Annotated in this window: 28 protein-coding genes and 1 tRNA gene; 12 read left to right on the top strand and 17 right to left on the bottom strand. The window is 70.1% G+C overall.

Going from position 1 to position 22,800, the window contains the following annotated elements; all coding sequences use genetic code 11:
- The first annotated feature begins 42 nt into the window (after window positions 1-42).
- Both ACFXOA_RS01565 and ACFXOA_RS01560 read left to right on the top strand, forming a co-directional pair.
- Window positions 43-1,191 carry a DUF475 domain-containing protein gene (locus ACFXOA_RS01565; protein WP_385020802.1) on the top strand — a complete coding sequence of 383 codons (1,149 nt, stop codon included), beginning with the start codon at window positions 43-45 and terminating at the stop codon, window positions 1,189-1,191.
- 160 nt (window positions 1,192-1,351) lie between these two features.
- A complete protein-coding gene (locus ACFXOA_RS01560; protein ID WP_385020799.1) occupies window positions 1,352-2,086 on the top strand; it encodes a Tellurium resistance in 735 nt (244 codons plus the stop codon).
- A 33-nt stretch (window positions 2,087-2,119) separates the two neighbouring features.
- Here the strand turns inward: ACFXOA_RS01560 and ACFXOA_RS01555 are convergent, their stop codons facing one another.
- On the bottom strand, window positions 2,120-3,043 hold the full coding sequence (locus tag ACFXOA_RS01555; protein WP_385020796.1) for a TerD family protein: 924 nt from the start codon (window positions 3,041-3,043) through the stop codon (window positions 2,120-2,122).
- A 212-nt stretch (window positions 3,044-3,255) separates the two neighbouring features.
- On the opposite strand from ACFXOA_RS01555, the gene ACFXOA_RS01550 reads away from it, so the two are divergent.
- From ACFXOA_RS01550 to ACFXOA_RS01535, 4 genes are all read left to right on the top strand, one after another.
- Entirely contained in the window at window positions 3,256-4,416 is a 1,161-nt protein-coding gene (locus ACFXOA_RS01550; protein WP_385020793.1) for an HpcH/HpaI aldolase/citrate lyase family protein, read from the top strand.
- A 110-nt stretch (window positions 4,417-4,526) separates the two neighbouring features.
- Window positions 4,527-7,106, top strand: a complete 2,580-nt coding sequence (locus ACFXOA_RS01545) for a phosphoribosyltransferase (protein ID WP_385020790.1) — start codon at window positions 4,527-4,529, stop codon at window positions 7,104-7,106.
- The gene (locus ACFXOA_RS01540; protein ID WP_385020787.1) at window positions 7,103-7,969 is read left to right on the top strand and encodes an HAD family hydrolase; all 867 of its coding nucleotides are present in this window, start codon (window positions 7,103-7,105) and stop codon (window positions 7,967-7,969) included. Before ACFXOA_RS01545 ends, ACFXOA_RS01540 begins: the two co-directional genes overlap by 4 nt.
- 58 nt (window positions 7,970-8,027) lie before the next feature.
- Window positions 8,028-8,690: an O-methyltransferase gene (locus ACFXOA_RS01535; RefSeq protein ID WP_385020784.1), complete on the top strand. Its 663-nt coding sequence runs from the start codon at window positions 8,028-8,030 to the stop codon at window positions 8,688-8,690.
- Window positions 8,691-8,758: 68 nt separating this feature from the next.
- On the opposite strand, the gene ACFXOA_RS01530 is transcribed toward ACFXOA_RS01535, so the two are convergent.
- The 4 genes from ACFXOA_RS01530 to ACFXOA_RS01515 all read right to left on the bottom strand — a co-directional run bounded on the left by ACFXOA_RS01530 (window position 8,759) and on the right by ACFXOA_RS01515 (window position 12,192).
- Entirely contained in the window at window positions 8,759-8,986 is a 228-nt protein-coding gene (locus ACFXOA_RS01530; protein ID WP_385020781.1) for a zinc ribbon domain-containing protein, read from the bottom strand.
- A gap of 9 nt (window positions 8,987-8,995) precedes the next feature.
- Window positions 8,996-9,613 carry a DUF4383 domain-containing protein gene (locus tag ACFXOA_RS01525; RefSeq protein ID WP_385020778.1) on the bottom strand — a complete coding sequence of 206 codons (618 nt, stop codon included), beginning with the start codon at window positions 9,611-9,613 and terminating at the stop codon, window positions 8,996-8,998.
- A 359-nt stretch (window positions 9,614-9,972) separates the two neighbouring features.
- The gene (locus ACFXOA_RS01520) at window positions 9,973-11,340 is read right to left on the bottom strand and encodes a hypothetical protein (protein ID WP_385020775.1); all 1,368 of its coding nucleotides are present in this window, start codon (window positions 11,338-11,340) and stop codon (window positions 9,973-9,975) included.
- Between the two features lie 69 nt (window positions 11,341-11,409).
- On the bottom strand, window positions 11,410-12,192 hold the full coding sequence (locus tag ACFXOA_RS01515; RefSeq protein WP_385020772.1) for a DUF4097 family beta strand repeat-containing protein: 783 nt from the start codon (window positions 12,190-12,192) through the stop codon (window positions 11,410-11,412).
- A gap of 234 nt (window positions 12,193-12,426) precedes the next feature.
- Here ACFXOA_RS01515 and ACFXOA_RS01510 point away from each other — a divergent pair.
- Window positions 12,427-12,501 (top strand) — tRNA-Val (locus ACFXOA_RS01510).
- Between the two features lie 68 nt (window positions 12,502-12,569).
- Here the strand turns inward: ACFXOA_RS01510 and ACFXOA_RS01505 are convergent.
- From ACFXOA_RS01505 to ACFXOA_RS01450, 12 genes are all read right to left on the bottom strand, one after another.
- Window positions 12,570-13,727, bottom strand: a complete 1,158-nt coding sequence (locus tag ACFXOA_RS01505) for a tyrosine-type recombinase/integrase (protein ID WP_385020769.1) — start codon at window positions 13,725-13,727, stop codon at window positions 12,570-12,572.
- A complete protein-coding gene (locus ACFXOA_RS01500) occupies window positions 13,727-13,915 on the bottom strand; it encodes a helix-turn-helix domain-containing protein (RefSeq protein ID WP_030075792.1) in 189 nt (62 codons plus the stop codon). Before ACFXOA_RS01500 ends, ACFXOA_RS01505 begins: the two co-directional genes overlap by 1 nt.
- Window positions 13,912-15,321: a replication initiator protein RepSA gene (gene repSA / locus ACFXOA_RS01495; RefSeq protein ID WP_385020766.1), complete on the bottom strand. Its 1,410-nt coding sequence runs from the start codon at window positions 15,319-15,321 to the stop codon at window positions 13,912-13,914. Before repSA ends, ACFXOA_RS01500 begins: the two co-directional genes overlap by 4 nt.
- Entirely contained in the window at window positions 15,318-15,488 is a 171-nt protein-coding gene (locus tag ACFXOA_RS01490; RefSeq protein ID WP_385020763.1) for a hypothetical protein, read from the bottom strand. The genes repSA and ACFXOA_RS01490 overlap by 4 nt, the downstream gene beginning before the upstream one ends.
- A gap of 5 nt (window positions 15,489-15,493) precedes the next feature.
- Complete coding sequence (locus tag ACFXOA_RS01485; RefSeq protein WP_385020761.1) at window positions 15,494-15,676, bottom strand: hypothetical protein; 183 nt, start codon at window positions 15,674-15,676, stop codon at window positions 15,494-15,496.
- A gap of 92 nt (window positions 15,677-15,768) precedes the next feature.
- Entirely contained in the window at window positions 15,769-16,323 is a 555-nt protein-coding gene (locus ACFXOA_RS01480; RefSeq protein ID WP_385020758.1) for a GGDEF domain-containing protein, read from the bottom strand.
- Between the two features lie 5 nt (window positions 16,324-16,328).
- A complete protein-coding gene (locus ACFXOA_RS01475) occupies window positions 16,329-16,661 on the bottom strand; it encodes a SpdD protein (RefSeq protein ID WP_385020755.1) in 333 nt (110 codons plus the stop codon).
- Between the two features lie 14 nt (window positions 16,662-16,675).
- Window positions 16,676-16,864, bottom strand: coding sequence for a mobile element transfer protein (locus ACFXOA_RS01470; protein ID WP_385020752.1), 189 nt, complete (start codon window positions 16,862-16,864; stop codon window positions 16,676-16,678).
- A gap of 18 nt (window positions 16,865-16,882) precedes the next feature.
- Window positions 16,883-17,503: a DUF2637 domain-containing protein gene (locus tag ACFXOA_RS01465; protein WP_385020749.1), complete on the bottom strand. Its 621-nt coding sequence runs from the start codon at window positions 17,501-17,503 to the stop codon at window positions 16,883-16,885.
- A 78-nt stretch (window positions 17,504-17,581) separates the two neighbouring features.
- Window positions 17,582-17,770: a hypothetical protein gene (locus tag ACFXOA_RS01460; protein WP_385020746.1), complete on the bottom strand. Its 189-nt coding sequence runs from the start codon at window positions 17,768-17,770 to the stop codon at window positions 17,582-17,584.
- Between the two features lie 84 nt (window positions 17,771-17,854).
- A complete protein-coding gene (locus ACFXOA_RS01455; protein WP_385020743.1) occupies window positions 17,855-19,207 on the bottom strand; it encodes an FtsK/SpoIIIE domain-containing protein in 1,353 nt (450 codons plus the stop codon).
- A 2-nt stretch (window positions 19,208-19,209) separates the two neighbouring features.
- Window positions 19,210-19,539: a hypothetical protein gene (locus tag ACFXOA_RS01450; protein WP_385020741.1), complete on the bottom strand. Its 330-nt coding sequence runs from the start codon at window positions 19,537-19,539 to the stop codon at window positions 19,210-19,212.
- Between the two features lie 160 nt (window positions 19,540-19,699).
- Here ACFXOA_RS01450 and ACFXOA_RS01445 point away from each other — a divergent pair, with 160 nt between their 5' ends.
- From ACFXOA_RS01445 to ACFXOA_RS01425, 5 genes are all read left to right on the top strand, one after another.
- Window positions 19,700-20,488, top strand: coding sequence for a GntR family transcriptional regulator (locus tag ACFXOA_RS01445; RefSeq protein ID WP_385020738.1), 789 nt, complete (start codon window positions 19,700-19,702; stop codon window positions 20,486-20,488).
- Window positions 20,489-20,490: 2 nt separating this feature from the next.
- Complete coding sequence (locus ACFXOA_RS01440; RefSeq protein WP_385020735.1) at window positions 20,491-21,156, top strand: YdcF family protein; 666 nt, start codon at window positions 20,491-20,493, stop codon at window positions 21,154-21,156.
- A gap of 483 nt (window positions 21,157-21,639) precedes the next feature.
- A complete protein-coding gene (locus ACFXOA_RS01435) occupies window positions 21,640-21,846 on the top strand; it encodes a hypothetical protein (RefSeq protein ID WP_385020732.1) in 207 nt (68 codons plus the stop codon).
- Between the two features lie 155 nt (window positions 21,847-22,001).
- Window positions 22,002-22,319 (top strand): transposase, encoded by a 318-nt coding sequence (locus ACFXOA_RS01430; protein WP_385020729.1) that lies wholly within the window; start codon window positions 22,002-22,004, stop codon window positions 22,317-22,319.
- A partial coding sequence (locus tag ACFXOA_RS01425; RefSeq protein WP_385020726.1) for an IS3 family transposase occupies window positions 22,316-22,800 on the top strand: 485 nt, incomplete at its 3' end. The genes ACFXOA_RS01430 and ACFXOA_RS01425, both read left to right, overlap by 4 nt.

The raw sequence follows: 22,800 nt of genomic DNA, 5'->3' as shown, positions 1-22,800 counted from the left end.
ACGGCGCGGGGGAGACCCGTTACTTAAACGATGGGGTAGCCAGTGCTTCTGAAAACCTTCGGCTGGTCGTTCGCGGTCACCGCGATCGGCCTGGTCGCAGCGGTGTTCTACGGGGGGTGGCAGGCATTCGGCATCGTCGCGATCCTGTCGATCCTGGAGATCTCGCTGTCCTTCGACAATGCGGTGATCAACGCCGGGATTCTGAAGAAGATGAATGCCTTCTGGCAGAAGATCTTCCTCACCGTCGGTGTGCTCATCGCGGTCTTCGGTATGCGGCTGGTCTTCCCCGTCGTGATCGTGGCCATCAGCGCGCAACTGGGTCCGATCGAGGCGATCGACCTCTCGTTCAACGACCCTGACCGCTACAAGGAACTCGTGACGGACGCCCATCCGTCGATCGCCGCCTTCGGTGGCATGTTCCTTCTCATGATCTTCCTCGACTTCATCTTCGAGGACCGTGACATCCAGTGGCTGCGCTGGATCGAGCGCCCGCTCGCCAAGCTCGGCAAGGTCGACATGCTGTCGGTCTGCGTCGCGCTGATCGTCCTGCTGATCGCGGCGATGACCGTCGCGACCCACGCCCACCAGCACGGTGGCGGGCACGCCGACAAGGCCTCGACCGTCATGCTCTCCGGGATCGCCGGCCTGATCACGTATCTCGTCGTCGGCGGCCTCTCCGGGTTCTTCGAGAACAAGCTCGAAGAGGAGGAGGAGCGTGAGCAGGAGGCCGAGGAAGAGGCCAGGAAGGCCGGCAAGCCGGTCTCGGGCGTCCTCCTCGCGGGCAAGGCCGCGTTCTTCATGTTCCTCTACCTCGAGGTCCTCGACGCGTCCTTCTCGTTCGACGGTGTCATCGGCGCCTTCGCCATCACCAACGAGATCGTCCTGATGGCGCTCGGCCTCGGCATCGGCGCGATGTACGTCCGTTCGCTCACGGTCTACCTGGTCCGTCAGGGCACGCTCGACGACTACGTCTACCTGGAGCACGGCGCGCACTACGCGATCGGCGCCCTCTCGGTCATCCTGCTCGTCACCATCCGGTACGAGATCAACGAGATCATCACGGGTCTCGTCGGCGTCGTGCTGATCGGCTGGTCGTTCTGGTCCTCGGTCCGGCGGAACAAGGCGATCGAGGCGAGCGGCGGCGAGGGCGGCGGCCCCGATTCCAAGGCGGAAGTGTCCTCCGGGGTGTGACCCGGTAAGGAATGAGGAACGCTCTCTCTGCGGGGCGGCCCAAGGCGGCGGTGCTCCGGGGAACACCCGGACCCGGTCCTGAGGCCGCCCCGCAGTCACGTGCGGGGGTGTCAGTGCCGTGCACCACGGGTGGGCGGCCATCGAGATGTGGGGGGTTGGGATGGCGTTCTGGGACGGGCTCTTCCCGCGGCGGGCGTCGCAGTTCGAGTCGGGCAGCTCCGCCACGAACTCGATCGTGCTCTCCAGGCGCAACGCCACGGTCTCGTTGAACAAGCAGGGCGCCCTGTCGGGCAACCTGCGGGTCAACCTGTCGTGGCGGATGCGTACGTCCGACATCGGCGGCAGGTCGCGGCAGAGCGGCCGGCTGCGGCGCCCTCTGAAGCTCTTCCAGCCCGAGGTGGTCCAGGCCCACACCCAGGGCATGGTCAACGTCGACCTGGACCTGGGGTGCATGTACGAACTGCAGGACGGGACCAAGGGGGTCGTCCAGCCCCTCGGCAACCTGATCGGTGACCTGAACGCACCGCCCTACATCAGGCTCAGCGGGGACGACCGCTTCGGAGCGCCGTCGGGCGAGACCGTCTACGTGAACCTGGACAAGCGCGACGAGCTCAAGCGACTGCTCTTCTTCGTCTACATCTACGACCAGACCCCGGCCTTCGACCGTACGCACGCCAAGGTGACGCTCTACCCGGGGAACGGCCCGCGCATCGAGATCGAGCTGGACGAACGGGCGCCCCAGGCCCGCTCCTGCGCGGTCTTCACGGTGGAGAACGTCAAGGGCGAGCTCATCGTGCGCCGCGAGGTGAAGTTCGTCTACGGCTTCCAGTCCGAACTGGACCGGATGTACGGCTTCGGGATGCAGTGGGGACGCGGCTACAAGACGCGGGCCTGAGTGAGCACCGCGAAAGGCGGCCGCGCCACCGGCTCACGACCGGATGAACTGAGGTCCCTGAGGGGGCAGCACGAAGTTCGGGTCCGCCGCGTGTGCGGCCGCCGCCGCGGGCTGCGGGTACCCGTACGCCGGCTGCGCGGCGGGCTGCGGGTAGCCGTAGGCGGGCTGCTGCGGTGCCGAGGAGGGCTGCGGGTAGCCGTACCCCGGCTGCGGTGCCAAGGAGGGCTGTGGGTAGCCGTAGGAGGGCTGGGGCGCCACGGAGGGCTGCGGGTAGCCGTAGGAGGGCTGCTGGTGCTGGACCGTGGCCTGGGAGTCGGGCGCCGGAGCGGCCGCGGCGGCCGGAACCGACGCGGACGCGCCGGTCTGTCCGGTCACCGCTGCGGGGCCCGGCTCGGAGGCCGCCTCGGCCTCGTCCACCGAGATCCCGAACGCGGTGGCCAGCCCGACGAGCCCCGTCGGGTACCCCTGCGCCACCGCCCTGAACTTCCAGCCGTCGCCGCGACGGTAGAGCTCACCGCAGATGATGGCGGTCTCCTCGCCGGTCTCCGCCCGGACGTCGAACACGGCGATCGGCTCGCCTTCCGCGGAAGCCGCGTCGTACAGCGATATCCGCAGGTCGGTCACCCGCTCGAAGGGGGACTCGTCGCAGGACGCAGCGATCACGACCTGGTCCACGGAGCGGTCGAGCGCGGAGAGGTCCGCCTCGATGGTGTCCGTGAGGCCCTCGGGCCCGCTCCGCTTCGGCAGCCGCCGCACCAGGCCCGACGGGTGCCGGGGCTGGTTGTAGAAGACGAAGTCCTCGTCGGAACGCACTCGTCCGTCGGGCCCGATCAGCAGGGCGGAGGCGTCCACGTCCGGGACACCGGCGCCCGGTGTCCAGCGCAGCACGGCCCGTACCGCCGTGGCGTCGAGAGGGACGTTCGAGCCCTTCAGCATCGCGTGCGTCATGGCGGTCATCCTGCCTGCTGGTGGGGTGCCCGGACAACGCGGGGGTGCGGACCAGTAGGCCAGGTGTCACGAGTGCGGAGCACGCAGGCGCGCCGCGCGCGGTGGCGGATACACCGGGGACACCCGAAGTTCATACGGCGAGGGAACTGGCGACACCTGTCCGAACGTACTATTACCGGCCATACGTTTGTCCGGTCTCTATGGCAGTACGGGGGAATCACATGCGTCATTTCGGGCACATCCCGCCCGCTGTCCGGGAGAGCCTCTTCTTCAGGGAGCCCTGCGAATTCGACGCGGACTCCCCGGCGGACGTGCTGTCGGCGGCGCTGGGGGCCACGCTCTACAGCCCCGCGACACGGCCGAGGCTCGCGGACGACGTCGTCAAGCAGGCCGGTCTGGGAGTCGTCTCCATGGTGCTCTGCCTGGAGGATTCCATCGACGACGCCGAAGTCGTCGGAGCCGAGGCCAATCTGGTCAGGCAGTTCGCCGACCTCGCGGAGCGGGCCGACGACATCCCGCTGCTCTTCGTCAGGGTCCGTGAACCGGAACAGATCTCCGACCTCACGCGACGGCTGGGAAGCTCCGTCCGGTTGTTGTCCGGTTTCGTACTTCCGAAATTCACGGAGGAGCGCGGTGAGCTCTTCCTGGAGGCGCTGACCGCCGCCGAGGCGGTCGCGGGCCGCCGGCTGTTCGCCATGCCCGTCCTCGAATCCCCCGAGCTCCTGCACCTGGAGACCAGGAGCGACACCCTCCGGGGGATCGCCCGCACCGTCGACAAGTACCGCGACCGGATCCTCGCCCTGCGGCTCGGCGTCACCGACTTCTGCTCCGCCTACGGCCTGCGGCGGGCGCCGGACATGACCGCGTACGACGTCCAGATCGTCGGCGCGGTCATCGGCGACGTGGTGAACATGCTCGGACGGTCCGACGGCACCGGGTTCACCATCACCGGACCGGTGTGGGAGTACTTCCGCCTCCAGGAGAGGATGTTCAAGCCCCAGCTGCGCCGCAGCCCCTTCGCCGGCCAGGCCGAGGACCTGCGCACCACGCTCATCGAGCACGACCTCGACGGCCTGCTGCGCGAGATCGAACTCGACCGGGCCAACGGGCTGCTCGGCAAGACCTGCATCCACCCGTCCCACGTCCTGCCGGTGCACGCCCTGTCGGTCGTCAGCCATGAGGAGTACAGCGACGCCCAGGACATCCTGCGGCCGGAGCGGGGCGGTGGCGGGGTGCTGCGCTCCGCCTACACGAACAAGATGAACGAAGTGAAACCGCACAGGGCCTGGGCCGAACGCACCCTGCGGCGGGCCGAGGTCTTCGGGGTCGCCCGCGAGGACATCGGCTTCGTGGAGCTCCTGGCCGCCGGCGTGACGGACTGAGCCGGCGCATGGGTGAGCACGGACGAGAACCAGGGCGCACAACGGAACACGAGCGAATACGGGCTCGCGAGCACCCGCGGGAGCGCGGGCGCGTACGGGAAGAAGAGGCAGTGGACGTGGAGTGGTCGGGTAACTGGGTCGCCGAGCGGCTCGGGGTCGAGCTGGCCGGGGACGGCGAGCTCCGGGAGCTGCTGGGCCTCGCCCTGCGCCGGAATCCCAGGCGGGCCCACCTGCTCGTGTCGAACGTCCTGGGCAAACACGTGCCGCAGCGGCCCTCGGTCGTCCACGGAGTGGGCTTCGAGCTGGGCGAGCGGGTACGGAACCTGCTGGGCGAGGCGGACGCCCGCCGCGCGGTGGTCCTCGGCTACGCGGAGACGGCCACGGGCCTCGGTCACGCCGTCGCCGACGGGCTCGGGGTGGCCCCGTACCTCCACTCGACGCGCCGCCCCGTCCCCGGGGTCGCCCAGGCGGGCGGCTTCGAGGAGGCGCACTCGCACGCCACCACCCACCTTCTGCTGCCCGAGGACCCCGGCCTGCTGGACGCCGGTGACGGCGACGCACCGCTGGTCCTGGTCGACGACGAGTTCTCCACCGGCAACACCGTCCTCAACACCATCCGGGCGCTCCACGCGCGACACCCCCGCAACCACTACGTGGTCGTCGCCCTCGTCGACATGCGCTCCGAGGCCGACCAGGGGCGGCTGGCCGACCTCGCGCGGGAGATCGGCGCCCGCGTCGACCTGGTGGCGAGGGCCCGAGGCACCGTCCGGCTGCCGGACGGCGTGCTGGAGAAGGGCCTGAGCCTGGTGGCCGAGTACGACGCGCGCGACGCCGCCGGCACCGGTGTCGCGGGCGGTGGCGGGTACGGCGCGCCCGGCGGCGCGGATGACGGCACCCCACCTGCCCCTGTCCGCGTCCCTCTCGACTGGCCCGCCGGTGTGCCCGACGGCGGGCGCCACGGCTTCACCCCCGCCCACCGCGCCGCGCTGGAAGCGGCCCTCCCGGCCATGGCCGCCCGTGTCGCCGGCGTGCTGGCCGACGACGTCCGCCAGGTCCTCGTACTCGGCTTCGAGGAGCTGATGTACGCGCCGCTGCGGCTGGCCACCGCGCTGGAGGACGCCACCACCGCCGAGGTCCGCTACTCGACCACCACCCGCTCGCCCGTGCTCGCCGTCGACGACCCCGGCTACGCGATACGCAGCCGCCTGGTCTTCCCCGCGCACGACGCACCCGCGGACGGGCCGGGCGACCGCTTCGCCTACAACGTCGCCGGCGCCGGATTCGACGCGGTCGTAGCCGTCGTCGACTCCACCGGCGACACCCCCGCACTCCACGCCCCCGACGGGTTGCTCGCCCAGCTCGCCCGGCACACCGGCCAGGTCCTGCTCGTGGTCGTCCCGTCCTACGTCCCGCCGCCTGCCGCCCCGAGGACAGGCCGGCCGGCCCCCGCGCCGGTGCCCGAGCCGGCCGGTCTCACGGCCCCTGCGCCGTGCTCCGACAGCAAGGAAGAGGAAGCCATGCTGCCCGAACCCCTCCGCGGCCCCGCCTTCTCCTCCTACGCCGCCGACGACGTCGGCTGGCTGCTCCAGGACCTCTCGGACACGCCTCTGGAGGCGCCCACCGAGGAGCGTGAGGAAGCCATCCAGAGCGGCGGCGCGCACTACGCCGAGTCGCTGCCCGTCGAATACCAGCCCACCCCGCAGTACCAGGAACTGTTCAGGGCGGCCCTGGAGGACTCCGCGGCCCGCATCGCCCGCGCCGTGGGCACCGTCACCGAGACCGTCCTCGCCGAGCGGTCACGCCCCGGCCCCGACGGGGAGAACACCCTCCACCGCCCGGTCCTGGTCTCCCTCGCCAGGGCCGGCACCCCCGTCGGCGTACTCATGCGCCGATGGGCGCAGCACCAGCACGGCATCGACCTGCCCCACTACGCCGTCTCCATCGTCCGCGGCCGCGGCATCGACGCCCACGCCCTGCGCTGGCTCGCCGCCCACCACGACCCGGCGGACGTCGTGTTCGTCGACGGCTGGACCGGGAAGGGCGCCATCACCCGCGAACTCGCCGCCGCCCTGAGCGAGTTCGACGGCTTCAACCCCGAGATCGCCGTACTGGCCGATCCCGGCGGCTGCGTACGCACCTACGGCACACGGGAGGACTTCCTCATTCCCTCCGCCTGCCTCAACTCCACGGTGTCCGGCCTGATCTCCCGTACCGTGCTGCGGGCCGACCTGGTCGGCCCGCACGACTTCCACGGCGCGAAGTTCTACCGCGAGCTGGCCGGCGCCGACGTCTCAGGTCTCTTCCTCGACACCGTCGCCGCCCGCTTCGACGAGGTCGCGGGCGCCGTGGACGCCGAGGTGAAGGAGCTGCTCGCCGCGGACCGCGCGCCCACCTGGGAGGGCTGGGCGGCCGTGGAGCGCATCAGCGAGGAGTACGGCATCCACGACGTGAACCTGGTCAAGCCCGGTGTCGGCGAGACGACCCGGGTGCTGCTGCGCCGCGTCCCCTGGAAGATCCTCGCCAAGCGAGGCGCCGGCACCGACCTCGACCACGTACGGCTGCTCGCCGAGCAGCGCGGCGTACCCGTCGAGGAGGTCGACGAACTCCCTTACACCTGCGTCGGGTTGATCCACCCCAAGTACACGCGCGGTGCCACCGGCGCGGACGGCACGGCGGTGACGGCGAAGTGAGCGACACCCCGGACACCCATGCCGGCCCTGCCGCGGAAGAGCCCGTCACACTGGTGGCCAGCGACCTCGACCGGACCCTCATCTACTCGGCCGCGTCACTCCAGTTGGCGATGCCGGACGAACAGGCTCCACGCCTGCTCTGCGTGGAGGTCTACGGCGGCGCACCGCTGAGCTACATGACGGAGACCGCAGCCGCGCTGCTCGACGAACTCGCCCGCACCACGGTCTTCGTCCCGACCACGACACGGACCCGGGAGCAGTACGGCCGCATCCACCTGCCGGGACCGGCGCCCAGGTACGCCATCTGCGCGAACGGCGGGCACCTCCTCGTCGACGGCGTCTCCGACCCGGGATGGCACGCGGAAGTGACCGGCAGGATCGCCGACCAGTGCGCCTCGCTCGCCGAGGTGCGCGCGCACCTCGCAGCCGTGAGCCACCCCGCCTGGCTGCTCAAGGAGCGGGTCGCCGAGGACCTCTTCGCCTACCTCGTCGTCGACCGGGGCGCCCTCCCGGAGGGCTGGGTGAAGGAACTGGCCGCGTGGGCCGACCCCCGCGGCTGGACCGTCTCCCTCCAGGGCCGGAAGATCTACGCCGTACCCAAGCCGCTCACCAAGAGCGCCGCGATGCGCGAGGTGGCCCGCCGCTCGGGAGCCACACTGACGCTCGCCGCCGGGGACTCCCTGCTCGACGCCGACCTCCTGCTCGCCGCCGACAAGGGCTGGCGGCCCGGCCACGGGGAGCTGGCCGACTGCGGATGGGGCGCACCCGGGACGGAGCCCCTCAGGGAACGGGGCGCCGCCGCCGGGGAGGAGATCCTGCGCCGCTTCCTGCGCGCCGCCGAGCCCCGTCGGGCGGGTCGCTGAGCGCTCGCCCGCGATCTTCGGCAAGCTGGACGCCCCGTCGCCACCCGGGAGGACCCGCATGACCAAGGGCAACACCACCAGGATCACCGATGAGCTGTACGCCTACACGCTGGCCCACAACCCGCCGCTGGACGAGGTGCAGCGAGGGCTCGTGGAGACCACCTACGCCGAACTCCCCGGTCACGCGGGCATGCAGTCCGCGGAGGAGCAGGGCCCGCTGCTCGCCTTCCTCGTCCGGCTGACCGGCGCGCGCCACATCGTCGAGGTCGGTACCTTCACCGGCTTCTCCGCGCTGTCGATGGCCCAGGCACTGCCGGCGGACGGAGTGCTGATCGCCTGCGACATCTCCGAGGAGTGGACCGCGTACGGCCGCGCGGCTTGGGAGAAGGCCGGCGTGGCCGACCGCGTCGACCTGCGGATCGCACCGGCGCTGGACACCCTGCGCGCGATGCCGGCCGAACCCCACATCGACCTGGCCTACCTGGACGCGGACAAGGAGAACTACATCCCGTACTGGGAGGAACTGGTCCCCCGGATGCGCCCGGGCGGACTCGTCGTCACCGACAACGTCCTCTTCCACGGGACGGTCACCGACCCACTGGGCACCGGCGCCACGGCGGCCATCAGGGGGTTCAACGACCATGTGGCCGCCGACCCCCGGATGGAGAGTGTGCTGCTCACCGTGGCGGACGGGCTGACACTGTCCCGCCGCAGGAGCTGACTCCGCGCACCGCCCGCCGCGTCACCCCGGCCGGCCCGGAGTCGCCGTACGCGGCCCCGGCCCTCCGGTCAGCCGCAGCAGCCGCCACCACAGCATCCGCCGCCCCCGCCGCCGGCGGGTGCCGGGGCGGGGGAGGACCCGGCCGAGGCCGAGCCGCCCACCGCCACGGTGGAGAGCAGCTTCACGGTGTCCTCGTGCCCGGCGGGGCAGGAGGCGGGATCGGAGGACTCGGCCATGGGGCGACTGAGCTCGAACGTCTCGCCGCAGGGGCGGCAGCGGTACTCGTAACGGGGCATGGCCCCAGATTAGAGCCTCCCGCCCCGCGTGACCCCGGGCATCGGCGGACGTTCGCGGCGCTCCTCCAGCGCGACCTCGTCGGGATGACGGGCACGCCAGTACGGATTGTCGTGGGGGAGTCCGCCGCTGACCCGCCCGTACATCCCGAACATCATCAGCAACAGGCCGGTGATGAAGCTGAACAGCACGTTCTGCATGTGGAAGGCGAGGAAGTTCAGACCGGTGTCCAGCAGGGCCAGGTTCACGAACCCGCTGAGGATGAAGGCGATACCGAGGACCATGTTCAGCGTCGAGGCGAAGTTGCCGCCGATGACCATGCCCACGAAGAGCAGCCCTCCGACACAGATGGACAGGATGCTCAGGGCGCCGTTGGTGTTCAGCCCCGCCACCGTGTCACCGCCGGTGTCGAAGATCCCGATACGGTCGATGAGCCCCAGGATCCCGAAGGCGACGAGCAGCAGGCCCATCAGGCCCGCCCCTACCCGGTAGACCTTGCTGAGCCGGTGGTCGACGGGAAGGTGCTCGTCCAGTTTGGTGGTCCCACGACGCCCGGGCCCGCGTCGGGGGGTCTCGTCCGGGGCCGGCCTCCGGTGCCGGCCCGGGGAATGCAGGACATGTGTGGCCATGACGGCCTCCTTCGGCCGCGTACGGCCAGGGACGCCTCAGCGGCAGCCGCTGGGTACTACCAGCATCGGCCCGGTCGCGGCCGGGGACAACTCAACCCGGGGCGGACCCCGGGGCGGGGGCTCCGCACCCCCGGGCTCCGGGGTGCGGAGTCTGGGGCGCTCGGGGCCGTGGGTGGGGGGCGAGTGGGGTGTGGGGGCGTGTGGGGTGTGGGGGCTCGCGGGTGAGGCCGGAACGGGGCGCCCCGCGCGACGCGCGGGCGGACGGGCTCAGGTGCCGACCAGGCGAGGTCTCGGATCACACCTGGGACGGGACCCGGATGACACCTGGGCGGGGCCCGGGATGACAGCCGGGCGGGGGCTCAGGTGCCGGCTCCCCGCTCCTCACGGATGGTGGAGACCACCCGCGTGGCCGTCTGCCGCACGGCATCCGTCTCCGTGAGGAAGTGCCAGTAGTCGGGGTGGCGCCCTTCCAGTCCGGCGATCGCGCGTTCCAGCCGCGTCACCGCGTCGTCCAAGGGGCGTGCGTGGCGCGGATCCGGGGTGTTGCGCCCCGCCATGGCGAGACGCTGCGCGTCACGGACCGCGAACCGTGTGCGGTCGATCTCCGCCTGCGGGTTCTTCGCCACCGCGTCGAGCTGCCGCAGCCGGTCACCGGCCGCGGACACCGCCTCATCGGTCGCGTTGAGCAGGGCCCGGACCGTGCTCAGCCGGGACGTCGCATCGGGCCAGCGCTGCTCGGAGCGCGCCTCAGCGGCCTCCGCCAGCTTCTCCTCCGCCTGCCGGACGTTGACGGCGGCCTGCTCGGGCACCACCTGGAGATCCTGCCAGCAGGCAGCCGAGAAGCGCCGCCGCAGCTCGCTGAGCACCGGCTCGACCTGTCCGGCGCGCGTCGTCAGCGCCTGCGCCCTGGTGCGCAGCGACACCAGCCTGCGGTCGATCTCCGCGGCCCGCTCCGGAAGCCGCTCGGCCTCCGAACGCACCGCCTCCGCGTCACGCAGCACCTGATCGGCACGCTGGAGCGTCTCCGGCACACCATGCTGTCCCGCACCCTGATTGAGCTTCGTCAGCTCAGGGGCGAGAGCGGCCAGCCGTGCCGCCAGATCATCCGCCCGCAACCCGGAGGCGCGCACCGCGTCCAGGGCGTTGCTCGCGCCGAGCAACGCCTGACGCGCCCGCTCGACGGCGGGAGCGAGCCGGGCGAGCTGCGTCTCGGCGCTGCTGAGCAGCGTCCCCAGGCCCCGGGCGAACCGGTCGAGCTCGCCCTTGACCCGTACGAGGTCGTCCTTGGCACGGGTCAGCTGGGTCCTCGCCTCGGCCGCCGCCGAGGGCTGCAGATCGTCCCGGTCCAGATCATGGGCGTCCACCGCGGTGATGTAGAGATGACTGACCTCGTCGATCCGCCGCCCGAGAGCCTCGAAGTCCTCGACAGCCTTACGGGCGCGCGGCGAACTGTCCACGGCGGTGATCGTCTCGATCGAGATCCGCAGATCGCGCTGCGCGGTGTCCAGCTCGTAGAACGCGGCGGCCGCGGCATCCTTGGCGGCCTGGGCATCGGCCCGCTGACCCTCACCACGGCCCCCGAACCACCGGCGCGTCCCCCCACCGGCGAAGGCGCCGGGCAGGGCCGACACCGCCAGGGGGACAGGCAGCAGCATCAGCGCCAGGACGTCCCTGACAGCGGAACCAACACTCGCTTTCGCCTGCGGCCGCGTGTGTGTCGCCGTCACATCCCTCTCCCGTGCCGATTCGTCCTGCCCGGTCATTCTCCCACCAGTAAGGACGAACGCACGGGCCCGTTAGTTCGCTTCTCGGACCCTGACTTCCCCGTTGTCGCTACGCGCCTTCACCACGTGCCCGCTGCTCTCGCTACGGGGCACGTCCACCGAGACGTCACCGTTGTCGGCCTGCGCGGAGACCGCGTACACGTTCTTCCCGGCCGGCAGGTCCACGAGGACTCTCCCGTTGTCACTGACGGTGTCCACGAGATCGGGCACCACGGAGAAGCCGAGATCGATCGACCCGTTGTCGGCACGGGCGACCACGGACGTGGCCGAGATCCGCTCGGCGTCGATCGTGCCGTTGTCGGCGTGCAGGTCCAGGGCTCCGGAGACGTCCCGTACGTGGACGCCCCCGTTGTCGGCGCCGATCTTCAGCGGCGTGGCGAAACCTTCCGCGGAGACGGTCCCGTTGTCCCCCTTCACGGTGAGGGCGATCCCACGGGGGACCTTCACCTCGTGGCGGGCCTCGCAGTTGCTGATCATCGCGCGGCACTCCACCTCGAGCAGCAGGGTGTTCCCCTCCAGCCTCCACACGGGGTCGGGCCCACTGCCGAGCACCGCCCACCCGTCGACGCGGCGCGTCACCTCGATCCGCTCCACGTCGGCGGACACCAGATCCAGGGCCGAGTTCGCCGCGTCGATCGTCAGCGACTTCCCGCCGAAGGCGAACGACTTGTGCTCGGCGGGGGCGCCCTCGGCGTTCGCGCTCCCGCACCCGGTGAGCGCGGCGCCCAGCAGGACCGCCCCGGCCGTCGCCGCCAGGGCGGTGGTGCGTCGTGTACGGATCGTGGTCGTCGTCATGGCGTCGGGTCCCCCTGAGTGCGCTGCCGGTGTGGCACCACCGTATTCACCCGCGCCCCCCGGGAGGATCCGGACGGCTACCGTTTCCGGGGTGGGGATATCCCCCGCAGCACCGTCTCGGCCGACGGCCGAGGGCAGCCGGCCGCCTCGGAACCGCGGACGGAACCGTCGGCCGGCCCGAGAACCGGATTGCCGACCAGGGCTGTGGGCCATGTAACCTGTTCCCTCATCCACGGGTGCGTAGCTCAGGGGTAGAGCGCTGCTCTTACAAAGCAGATGTCGGCGGTTCGAAACCGTCCGCGCCCACCAGTGCAAAGGCCCCCAACCGATCATGGTTGGGGGCCTTCGACATCTACTTCTGACATCAACGGGCGCGGTCACCCACGGTCGGGACGCGGCCGCTTCAGCATGCGGTCCAGGTGACTCACGGCCTCGCGCTGCGTGTCCTGGACGACGTGGGCGTAGATGTTCATCGTGACCGCGATCTGACTGTGTCCGAGGATCTCCATCACGACGCGGGGCGGGACGCCGGCGGCGGTCAGCAGGGTCGCGCAGCCGTGACGGGCATCGTGCAGCCGGATCACTCGGAGCCCGGCCGTTGCCGCGACGCGGGTGAAGGAGCGATACAGGTTGCGGGGCTCGATCGGCCGGCCGGTGCGGGTAGTGAAGACGTAGCCGGTCTCCTCCCACTGATCACCGGCAGCTTTACGCAGAGCGGCTTGCCGCAGCCGTTCCCAGCGGAGCGGGGCCACGCACAGGGCAGGCAGGGGGAGTGTCTGTTTCCGGCGCCGCCCCTTGGGGTCGTCCTCGTACGCCTCGCCGCGGACACGCTGTCGCTGAGTGCGGACCCGGATCTCTCGCTTGTCGAGGTCCACGTTTTCCCACCGGAGGCCGACGATTTCGCCGCGGCGGAAGCCGAGCGCGATAGCGAGCACGAAGGCCGCGTAGAGCGGGTCCTTACGGGCCGCGGTGAGGAAGGTCAAGGTCTCGTCGAGTGACCAGGGGGCGAGGTCCCGCGCTTCCGCCGAGGGCGGTTCCACAAGGGTCGCCACGTTCCGCATGACGAGTTCCTCCCGGCAGGCCGCCGTGAGCGCTGTGCGCAGGACACGGTGGGACTCCTTGGCGGTCGCCGCGGTGGTCCGCTGCTCCAGGCGGACGAGGAAGCGCCGGACGTCAGCGACGCTCAGCGATTCGAGGCGCTTCGAGCCGAGCATGGGGACGAGGTAGAGGCGGATGTGCGTCTCGTACTTCGCATATGTCGTGCGCTTACGGCGCGGCTTGATGATGTTCTCCAGCCAGTACGGCAGCCACTCGGCGAGCTTGGCCGACCGCGTGGGAACGGGGACCCCCTGGTCCACCTTGGCGAGCAGTTCGCGGCGCTTGGTATCGCATTCGGCCCAGGTCTTGCCGTAGGCGAACTTGCGGGCGCGGGTGCCGTCCGGCTGGAGGACGTAGACCGCGGCTTGGTAGCGACCGTCCTTTCGCTTGGTGATGGTGCCGGCGCCGTTGGGGTTGCGCTTGCGCTGAGCAGGCATCAGGCGGCCTCCTCGATCTCGTTGACGATGAAGTCCCGTACGGCGTCGGCCGGGATACGCCGGGACCGGCCGATGGTGATGGAGGTCAGTCGGCGCGAGCGGATCAGGTCGTAGACCGTGGAGCGTCCGAGCTTGAGCCGAGCCATGACCTCAGGCACGGTGAGGAGTTCGGCGGTGGCGGTGGTCATGCGTCGGCCCCTTCCAGAGCGAGTTGGTCTTGCAGTTCGGCGCGGTGTTCGCGGGCGGTGTCGCGGTTGTGTTGGATGTCGCGGTGGATGTTGGCGGCGAGCCAGGATTCGCCGGGTGTGTGGCCGTGGCCGGCGTATGCCCAGTGCGCGAGGGTGAGCGTGGTCGCTTCGGGGTGGTCATTCGGGTCGGGCAGGCCGAGGGCTTCGCATTGCTGCGCGGCGCGGTAGTCGGCGCGCACCTGCCGGAGGGCTCCGAGGGTGGTGGAGTACCTGCGCGACTTCGTGGAGAAGTGGCCGCGGAAGCCGAGCATGTGAGCCCAGTCGCGAAGCTTGCGGTCCGGATAGGCGTGGTGAAGGTCCAGGCACGCTTCGATCAACCGCCGCGGGTGATCGGACACGTTGAGGAGGTTCAGGGCTTCCTTGTTGCCGATGCGGTGATCGACGGTGCCGGTGGTCTCGGCCGCTTTGGTGGCGTACTTCGCGACGTAGGAGGCCACGGCCTGTTCGGTGAGGTCTTCACCGTTGCCGAAGGCGCCGATGGGCTGGACGTCGAGCTGCGTGCCCCAGCGGAGCACCCAGGGCGTGGGGAAGCCGGCTTCCTCGTTCGCGGGCACGACGACCTCAACCCGGGCCGCAGCCGCGCGGATGGCGTCTTCGAGCAGGTCGAGGGTGGCCCAGGCCGGCGGGGGTGAGTCGGGGCCGTCGGGTCCGTCGAAGCGGATCACGGCGTGGAAGTGCACGGCACCGCGCTTTTGGTACTCGGCGACCTTCCCGAAGGACACCTTGGACTGTTCCCGGGCGGCTTTCTGAGTGAGGCCAGCCCGGCGGGCGATTTCGCGGCGGAGATAGATCGTGAAGTAGCGCCAGAGGTCGGAGGCGTGGTTGTTCCACAGCACCGCGCCGGCGTAGTCGTACCGGTCGGGGTCGAGCGGAGTCCCGAGTTCTGAGGCGTTGTCGGGGTGGTGGGTGCCGCATCGGCAGGGCCGGTTTCCGGGACGGTTGTGGACCGCGCCGAATGAGGGAGCCGTCAGGGTCGCGAAGACCCGCGGATGGTCGCGGATCGTCGTCGGGGTGCCTTTGTCGGGGTCGCCGGTGAGGCCGGCTCGGATGAGGTGGTAGGTGTCGCCGGCGTAGGTCCAGGCGCAGGCAGGGCAGCGGGAGGCGCGGCGGTTGCCGCAGGCGATGCGTAACCGTCCGCCGGGCTCGTTGTCGGTTGTGTAGTGGTGCAGGAGGGTGCCGGTCGTCCGGTCGGTGGTTTTGGTGGCGCCGGTGAGGTGGATGGGTTGGGCGCATCCTCCGGTGCGGCGGATCTGTTCGTTCCAGCGGTCGAAGCCGGGGGACCCGGCCACCCTCAGCACGTCGGCGAGGGTGGCCGGGTCCAGGCCCGCCGCGGCAGCGGTGGTCACCGGTTGTTCTCCTTGGGCGGGTGGTTGTCGATCCAGTTCTCGGCGCACACCTTGTGGACCGGCTTTCCGCGGTCGGAGCGCAGAGGGGTGGGCTTGTCGCACAGGACGCAGGGCTTGTCGCCCGAGGGGTCGAAGTGCTTCTTGTCGCTCCAGTCCAGGAGGGCCATGGGGATCACACCCCGACTCGGGTGTGGGAGCAGGTGGGCAGGGTGCGGCCGGTGCCGCGGCAGGCGGGGCAGGCGGCGGTGATGGTCTGGCGTTGGCCGGTGGGGGTGGTCTGGCCGGTGGTGATGGTCACCTGGGGGAAGCCGTCGCAGTGGGCGCAGATCGGCCGGGGGCGGGTGTTCTCGGGCATGATGGAGCTCCCTTTCGGGTCCGTTGGATCTGGAATGGGTTGATGCGCCCGGGGCGGCGGAAGTTTGGCGACCGAGGCCGCCCCGGGGGCTGTTAAGGGCGCGGGGTGTTGTTGCGTCGCCCGCGGCCTTTGACCGCGTACATCGCGGCGTCAGCGGCGGACAGTGCGTCGGTGAGGGTGCGTACGGGCAGGTCTGCCAGGTGGCAGAAGCCGACCGAAGCGGAGACCGGGATGGTCAGCCCGCGGTAGATGACCGGGCGGTGCAGTGCTTTGTGCAGAGCCGCGATTCCGGGGGTGTGGGCCGGGTCGGTGACGATGGCGGCGAATTCGTCGCCCCCGAGGCGGGCGGTGATGCCGTGCCGGGTAGTCCAGGTGGCGAGGCGGGCGGCGGTGGCGGTGATGACTGCGTCGCCGGCTGCGTGGCCGTGGGTGTCGTTGATGGCCTTGAAGTCGTCGAGGTCCACGAGGAGGGCCACGGCCCGCGGTGAGCGGGTGGCGATGCGTTCGGCGCGGGTCGTCCAGCCGGCGCGGGTGTGGAGCCCGGTGAGCGGATCGCGTCGGGCGGTGGCCAGGCGGCGGACGAGCAGGCTGCCGTGCAGGGCCCAGCCGAAGGCGGGTAACGCGGCGGCGATGACAGGCAGTTCCACGACGCTCACCGCCCCTGGTGGTGGTTAAGGAGCGAGCGCAGGACCACCGCGCAGATCGCGACGGACGCGGCGGTGATGGCCGTCGCGAGGAGCATGGAGACCAGGACCGTGCCGACGACGAGGACCATGCCGGTCCCGCCCGCGGCAGCGACGATCAAGGCTCCAGGGGTGAGCTGGATCGAGGGCCGGCCGGTCGAGGCCGGGGCGGGCACGGGGGCCGGCGCCGTGGTGTGGTGGCAGGTGCAGGCCGGCGGGTGGACGAGGCCGGTGAGCGGCTGAACGAGGGACGCGTCCGGGGTGGGTGCGGTGTCCGGGGTCGGGTACTTGGGGGTGAACACGGGCGGACCTCCTGTCAGGGGTTGCAGCGGTGGGTGCGGGCGGCGAGTTCGGCGGCGGGCCGGCCGTGGTAGTCGGCGGAGAAGTTGCAGCCGGGGGCGGTGCAGGCGGCGGTGTGCTTGGTGCGGCCCCGGCCGTCGTAGTGCGTGCCGACCTGAACGGGGCCGATCCGGATGACGTCGGTGAAGCAGTTCGGACGCGGCATGACGAAACCTCCTTCTGATCAGGCGAGTTGGGCGTTGATGGCGTCCGCGAGCGGGGCGGGGACGCCGAGGCGGGCGCGAAGGGTGGCCGAATCGATCCGGGCGCCGGTCGTGGCGTGATGCGTGTCCGCGACCTTCCGGGCGTGATCGAGCAGGGCCGGCGGAACAGCCACGGGCGGCGCAGGCGCTGGTACAGCGACCGGAGCAGGGTCGGGGTCGGGTGATGGCGGGAGTTCAGGGGCGGGTTCGGGAGCCCGCTCGACCGCGATGTCCGGGGTCGATTCGGGTGCGTGGGCGAGGAGGGTGCCGCCGAGGAAGGCGAGGGCGGGCCAGCCGGCGACGAGGATGCGGAGCCAGGCCGGGACGTCGTCGAGGTCGAGGAGTCCGGCGGTCGCGATGTTCGCGCCGAGCGAGGCGGCCAGAGCGATGACGAACCAGACCCAGGCGGCGCGGTTGTCGGCGTGGGTGCGCATGCGGCGCCAGGCGGCGACCAGGAGCAGGTCCACGCTGATCGGGTAGGCCCAGGCCTTCCAGCCGTCCTGTCCGGCCGCTTCGGCAAGGTCGTGCAGGTGCGAGAAGGACAGCGCACCAGCAATGACGGCTTGGATCAGCACGGCGTCGAGGCGGAGTTTGCGGGACACGGGGTCACCTCCTTTCGGGGGTTGGGCCGGAGGCGGGGCGGGATGTGGTGGTCACCGCCCAGCACCCGGGGCAGGGGGTCAGGCGCCCGGGTCGGTGCCGGAACCGAAGCAGTTGAGGCAGAGACCGTCCTGCTGGCCGACCGTGCGGCGCTTACGACCGACCCGCACCGTGGTGGGGACATTGCCGGTCCCACCACACGGCTTGCAGGCGGCCGGCTCGGCCGAGGGCGCGGGGGGCTTCTTGGGCTTGCTGGTCCGTGTGGCCATGGGAGGGGTTCCCTTCGGTTCCAGGCATGGGCGGGGTAGGGACCTGGCGCGAGATGGTCACGCCAACCGGGGGAAGTGCGGGTGTTACTCGGTGGCCGGTACCGGGGTGGCCAGTGGCGGGGCCGGGGCTGGCTTGGTGCGGACGACCGGGCGGAACGGGGCCAGGGCCGGGACGTCGGGGGTGAGGTGTGCGTATTCGTGGCACAGGGCCACGGCGGCAGACGCACTCAGTTCGGGGGTGCGGATGCGGGTCCAGCCGCCGGAGGAGTCGCCGGCCACGGCCACACCGGGACGATCCGGCGGGATGGTGGTTGCGGCGAAGACCGCTTCGGGGGCGATGTCACCGAGGCCCATGTCGGCGGTCTGCTTGTCGTTGACGCGGTGGACGACACGGCCGGTGAGTTGAGCGCGGAGCATGGTGGCGCCCTTGCCGAGTTCGGAGCCGAAGCGTTGTCCGCAGATTTCCAGGTAGATCCCGACCGCACGGGCCATCTGCGCGAGGCGCACCAGGTGCATGACCATGCGGTCGCGGCGTTCCTCGTCCTTCTTCGCGGCGACGAGGAAGAGTTCCGCCACCTCGTCCACCAGCACCACGAGCGGAACCGGCCGTACCTTGGCCGGCAGGTCCCACAGGTCCGAGACGCCGTGTGCGCTCAGGGTGTTGAAGCGGTCTTCCATCTCCTGAACCAGAACCGCGAGGAGGTCCGATGCCTCATCAGGGGTGACCGCGAGAGCGGAGAGGCGCGGTGCGAACCCGCGTTGCTCGACGCCGCGCTTGCAGTCGATCCCGACCAAGCCCACCGGGAGCTTTGCGAGCCCGGTGATCAGGTTGCGCTGATACATCGACTTGCCCGACTGGTTCGCGCCCAGAGTCAGGCTGTGCGGGATCTTCTGGTAGTCGCGGACGAACGCGGTTCCGTCCTCCCGCAACGCGACCGGGACGACCAACGGGCCGGCGGTGAGCTTTCGGGGCAGGCGGCGCGGCATGTTCACCCGGCGCAGGACGTCATAGCCGGTCATGCGGAGCTCGACGAAGCCGGGCTTGATCTCGACGACGTGCACGGAGTGGACGCCCCACGCGTGCCGCAGACGCTCGGAGGCCGCGGCGACGTCGGCGGGTTCCAGGCCGGCAGGCAGACGCAGGGTGACCCGCATGCCGGTGGCCGAGCCGCGGACCCGGCGAACGCGCGGCGGGACCGGCTGAACATCGGGGCGGCGGGCCACGTTGCGGACCATGAACGCCCGCAGGCGGGACGGCTGAACCGTCAGCCCACACACATCCATCGTCGAGCGGTACGTGGCGGCGAAGCGGACCCGGGCGACCGGCAGACCGACCAGCGACCAGAACACGCGAGGAGCGCGAACCTTCGCATAGCCGAGACCGCCGACAGCCGATAAGGCCCCCGCCACCTCGATCACCGTGGACAGGTCCGACATGATCAGGCACCCGCCGTGATGGCCACCGCGCGGAAGCTGATCCCGTGCCGGGTCTGACCGTTGAACGTGTTCTCCCAGTCCCGCGCCTTGAGCCCGACCACCGTCACCGGCGTCCCCGGGACCAGGTTTTCCGGCACCCCCGTGCTCGGCACCGTCACCTGGTAGAGGTTGCCCTCCCCCTCATCCGAGATCAGCAGACCCACCGTCGCGAGCGGGGCGCCAGTCTCACGGTCCACCGCGATCTCACCAGTCTGCTTGCTCACGAGCTTCGGAGTCGGAGGCGTCGCAACGAACACGACAGCGGACGAAACATCGATCTTGAACGACGGCATCTGATACTCCCTGGATGGATGTGGAGCAACCCAAAGAAGGGCCCCGGAAGCCCGCTGTCCTAGGACTGCGGGCCGCTGAGTAAGATGATGGACCGTAGTCTCGAGACTGTCAACAGTCCTGGGACTGTGCTTGACTTGGTTCTGACGAGAGGGGTTCGGGATGGCGCCCAAGTGGCGAGAGCTGGCAGACAAGCTGGCCGAGCAGATCAGGGGCGGTGACTACGCTCCGGGCGCGCAGCTTCCGCACATCCGGGAGCTTGTGGAGGCGGGCGAGGGTTCAAAATCCACCGTCCATGCCGCTTACAAGGCTCTCGAGGCAGAGGGTCTGGTCACTTCATCCCGCGGTCACGGCACAGTCGTGCGCCAGCAAGTTCCCCTCAAGCGACTCGGCATCGCTCGATACGACAAGGCCAAGTGGCGCGATGGCGACGAAGTGGCGTTCATCGCGGATCGGGTGGCAAGTGGACGCGCCTACCGCCGGAACGAACAGACTCAGACTGTCAGCCGTGTGGAGGCTCCCCCCGCCGTATCGGCAGCTCACGGCCTCCCCGAGGGAGCTGAGGTGTACGCGCGAGCGCGGCTTGTGAAGGAAGGCGAGCAGCCCACCCACACTTTGACGAGCTACTACCGGCCCGAACACGTCGAGGGAACCCGCATCGTTGACCCAACTCCCGGGCCTGCCGGCCGGGGCGGAGGATTCCGCGTGCTGTACGACGCCGGTTACGAGATCGACCACATGAGAGAGCGGATCTTCGCTCGGGCCGCCACCCCGGACGAGTCGAGGCTTCTCCAGCTGCCTCCCGGAGAGCCAGTTGTTGAACTACACCGGACGACGTTCACAGCTGACGGCACGGTGGTGGAGTTCGCCATCGGGGTGCACGCGGCATCACGTTTCGCCTGGGAATACGACTTCCAGGTACCTGATTCCGCGAGTGACAAGGAAGGCTGACAGTGATCTCTGCACAGGACTGGGCCGACGCTCGGCGCATCTGGGACTACCACCAAATGGGCCACGCTCTGCAACCCTGCTCCGCTGCCATCGGGCTCGGCAGCCATGACCTGGGAGTAGCGGAGACGTCGGCCGACCTGTATCAGCGGGGATTGGTGCCGCTACTGCTCTTCACCGGAGCCACGAGCCCCACGACCCAAGAGCGGATGCCCCGCGGCGAAGCAGTCCATTACCGAGAGCGGGCACTCGAACTGGGCGTGCCCAGCTCAGCCATCCTCGTGGAGCCGAGGGCGCGCAACACGGGTGAGAACATCCGCTTCTCGCGAGAACTGCTGGAGGAGGGGGGCGTCGAAGTGGCTTCTGTCCTGCTGATCAGCAAGCCTTACGAGGAACGGCGGGCATACGCCACTGCCCGCAAGCTGTGGCCCGAGGTCGAGATCGTCAGCGCTTCGACACCGATGACTCTGGACGAGTACGTCGACTCCATCGGTGACGCACGCCTGGTGATCGACATGCTTACGGGCGCACTACAGCGTCTGATGATCTATCCGGATCAGGGATTCATGATCCGTCAGCCCGTACCTGCCGACGTAGCCGAGGCGTATCAGCGACTCCGCCAAGCCGGTTTCACCAGCCGCCTCCTGGCCACCGATTCGCCCTCTGTTTGATCGCCGCCGAGAGCTGTTACAGGTTTCTCTACCTCATCAAGGCACCCGGCTGCGCTCCGCTCCGCCGGGCGCGCTTTCCGGCTCTGGCTGCGCCCGCGCTCCTGCCTTCGGCCCGCTCGGCGCTGCCGCCGCCGCCGCGCGCCCGCTGTGTAGGCCCGAGGGCATGAGTCGGGAACCAAGCCCGCGGCTTCAAGACATGCCTCCGGCGGGGGCGCTCAGACTCCGGGATGGATGGGGCGCCGTTCGCGAGTGCCGGCAGATTCGTGGCGGGCGTCGTGGGCTCCCATCCCGACCACCTTCGACCCAGGCAAAGCCGAGCAGTCGCGGCCCAGGGCGTCAAGGTCGTTCGTACAGTGGCGCGCTCCACCTTGACGCCCTGAACCACGCCCGCTCCACGGTGTGTGGGTCGAAGGCGGACGGGATGGGAGCTGGGGTGAGTGGTGGGTTGGGGGTGGTGGTGAAGACCCGCTATAGCGTGGCCGCATGGATGAACCCCGGATCAAGGTGTACGGCTCAGCGACCGAAATCACCGTTGCGGCCAATGCCGCAGGGTTGCGGGACCTGGCTGAGCGGCTCATGGCTCTCGCTGATCCCGAACTCAGGGACGGCTACCACGAGCACCTTGAGAGCGGCATCAATCTCGAAGACGGCTCGATCAGCCTGATCCTGGAACGCGACGACAAGCTGTAGGCCTCACTCCGGCCCAGCGTCATGTTGCGTGCCCCTCCCGTGCCCGATCGAGCGGGGAACCACGGGCAGGACCGGATATCCACGGCGGAGCCAGACGAGAGCGTGAATCGCACCGGGTTTGATGGAGACATCGAAGACCCGGAAGGATGCCGATTATGGCTGCTCCCCGTAAGTACCCCGACGAGTTGCGTGAGCGTGCGACGCGGCTGGCGATCGAGGCTCGTAAGGACCCCGCCGGCAGGGCCGGAGCGATCAAGCGGATCGCCGACCAGCTCAACGTGCACCCCGAGGCCCTGCGCGGCTGGGTCAAGCGGGCCGAGATTGACTCGGGTGTCGTGCCCAGCACGACCAACCCGGAGGCCGCGCGGATCGCGGAGCTGGAGCGGGAGGTGAAGGAACTGCGGCGGGCGAACGCGATATTGAAGTCCGCCTCGGCTTTCTTCGCCGCGGAGCTGGACCGTCCACTGCGATGAAGGTCGCCTACATCGACCAGTACAAGGAGACGTTCGGCGTCCAGCCGATCTGCGACGTCCTCGCCGAGACGGACGCGCCGATCGCGTCGAGCACCTACTACGCCGCCCACTCCCGCCCGCCGTCGGCCCGCAGTCTGCGCGACGAGCAGCTCACCGAGGAGATACGACGCATCCACGCCGACAACTACGGCGTCTACGGGGCTCGCAAGGTCCATGCCGCACTGGTCCGCGAAGGCGTCGAGGTGGCCCGCTGCACCGTCGAACGCCTGATGAGAGCGGCCGGACTTCGCGGCGTGATCCGGGCCAAGAGCCCGCGCACCACCCGTCCCGCCCCTGAGACCGACCGTCCGGCCGACCTGGTCGAGCGCCAGTTCACCGCAACTACTCCCAACCAGCTGTGGGTTGCTGACATCACCTACATCAGAACGTTCTCCGGCTGGGTCTACGCGGCCTTCGTCATCGACGTCTTCTCCCGCATGGT

Source organism: Streptomyces sp. NPDC059166, from assembly GCF_042755185.1.
In the GTDB taxonomy this organism is placed as follows: domain Bacteria; phylum Actinomycetota; class Actinomycetes; order Streptomycetales; family Streptomycetaceae; genus Streptomyces.
The sequence above is the reverse complement of the archived record's forward strand: the minus strand, read 5'-3'. Positions and strand labels throughout refer to the sequence as shown.

Excerpts from the sequence above, each read along its gene's own strand:
- ACFXOA_RS01485 (WP_385020761.1), bottom strand. The coding sequence starts at position 15,676 with ATGCCCGAGAACACCCGCCCCCGGCCGATCTGCGCCCACTGCGACGGC.
- ACFXOA_RS01455 (WP_385020743.1), bottom strand. The coding sequence starts at position 19,207 with ATGTCGGACCTGTCCACGGTGATCGAGGTGGCGGGGGCCTTATCGGCT.
- ACFXOA_RS01445 (WP_385020738.1), top strand. The coding sequence starts at position 19,700 with ATGGCGCCCAAGTGGCGAGAGCTGGCAGACAAGCTGGCCGAGCAGATC.
- ACFXOA_RS01535 (WP_385020784.1), top strand. The coding sequence starts at position 8,028 with ATGACCAAGGGCAACACCACCAGGATCACCGATGAGCTGTACGCCTAC.
- ACFXOA_RS01505 (WP_385020769.1), bottom strand. The coding sequence starts at position 13,727 with ATGCCTGCTCAGCGCAAGCGCAACCCCAACGGCGCCGGCACCATCACC.
- ACFXOA_RS01460 (WP_385020746.1), bottom strand. The coding sequence starts at position 17,770 with ATGGCCACACGGACCAGCAAGCCCAAGAAGCCCCCCGCGCCCTCGGCC.
- ACFXOA_RS01525 (WP_385020778.1), bottom strand. The coding sequence starts at position 9,613 with ATGGCCACACATGTCCTGCATTCCCCGGGCCGGCACCGGAGGCCGGCC.
- ACFXOA_RS01500 (WP_030075792.1), bottom strand. The coding sequence starts at position 13,915 with ATGACCACCGCCACCGCCGAACTCCTCACCGTGCCTGAGGTCATGGCT.
- ACFXOA_RS01515 (WP_385020772.1), bottom strand. The coding sequence starts at position 12,192 with ATGACGACGACCACGATCCGTACACGACGCACCACCGCCCTGGCGGCG.
- ACFXOA_RS01530 (WP_385020781.1), bottom strand. The coding sequence starts at position 8,986 with ATGCCCCGTTACGAGTACCGCTGCCGCCCCTGCGGCGAGACGTTCGAG.
- ACFXOA_RS01430 (WP_385020729.1), top strand. The coding sequence starts at position 22,002 with ATGGCTGCTCCCCGTAAGTACCCCGACGAGTTGCGTGAGCGTGCGACG.
- ACFXOA_RS01550 (WP_385020793.1), top strand. The coding sequence starts at position 3,256 with ATGCGTCATTTCGGGCACATCCCGCCCGCTGTCCGGGAGAGCCTCTTC.
- ACFXOA_RS01435 (WP_385020732.1), top strand. The coding sequence starts at position 21,640 with ATGGATGAACCCCGGATCAAGGTGTACGGCTCAGCGACCGAAATCACC.
- ACFXOA_RS01470 (WP_385020752.1), bottom strand. The coding sequence starts at position 16,864 with ATGCCGCGTCCGAACTGCTTCACCGACGTCATCCGGATCGGCCCCGTT.
- ACFXOA_RS01450 (WP_385020741.1), bottom strand. The coding sequence starts at position 19,539 with ATGCCGTCGTTCAAGATCGATGTTTCGTCCGCTGTCGTGTTCGTTGCG.
- ACFXOA_RS01555 (WP_385020796.1), bottom strand. The coding sequence starts at position 3,043 with ATGACCGCCATGACGCACGCGATGCTGAAGGGCTCGAACGTCCCTCTC.
- ACFXOA_RS01490 (WP_385020763.1), bottom strand. The coding sequence starts at position 15,488 with ATGGCCCTCCTGGACTGGAGCGACAAGAAGCACTTCGACCCCTCGGGC.
- ACFXOA_RS01560 (WP_385020799.1), top strand. The coding sequence starts at position 1,352 with ATGGCGTTCTGGGACGGGCTCTTCCCGCGGCGGGCGTCGCAGTTCGAG.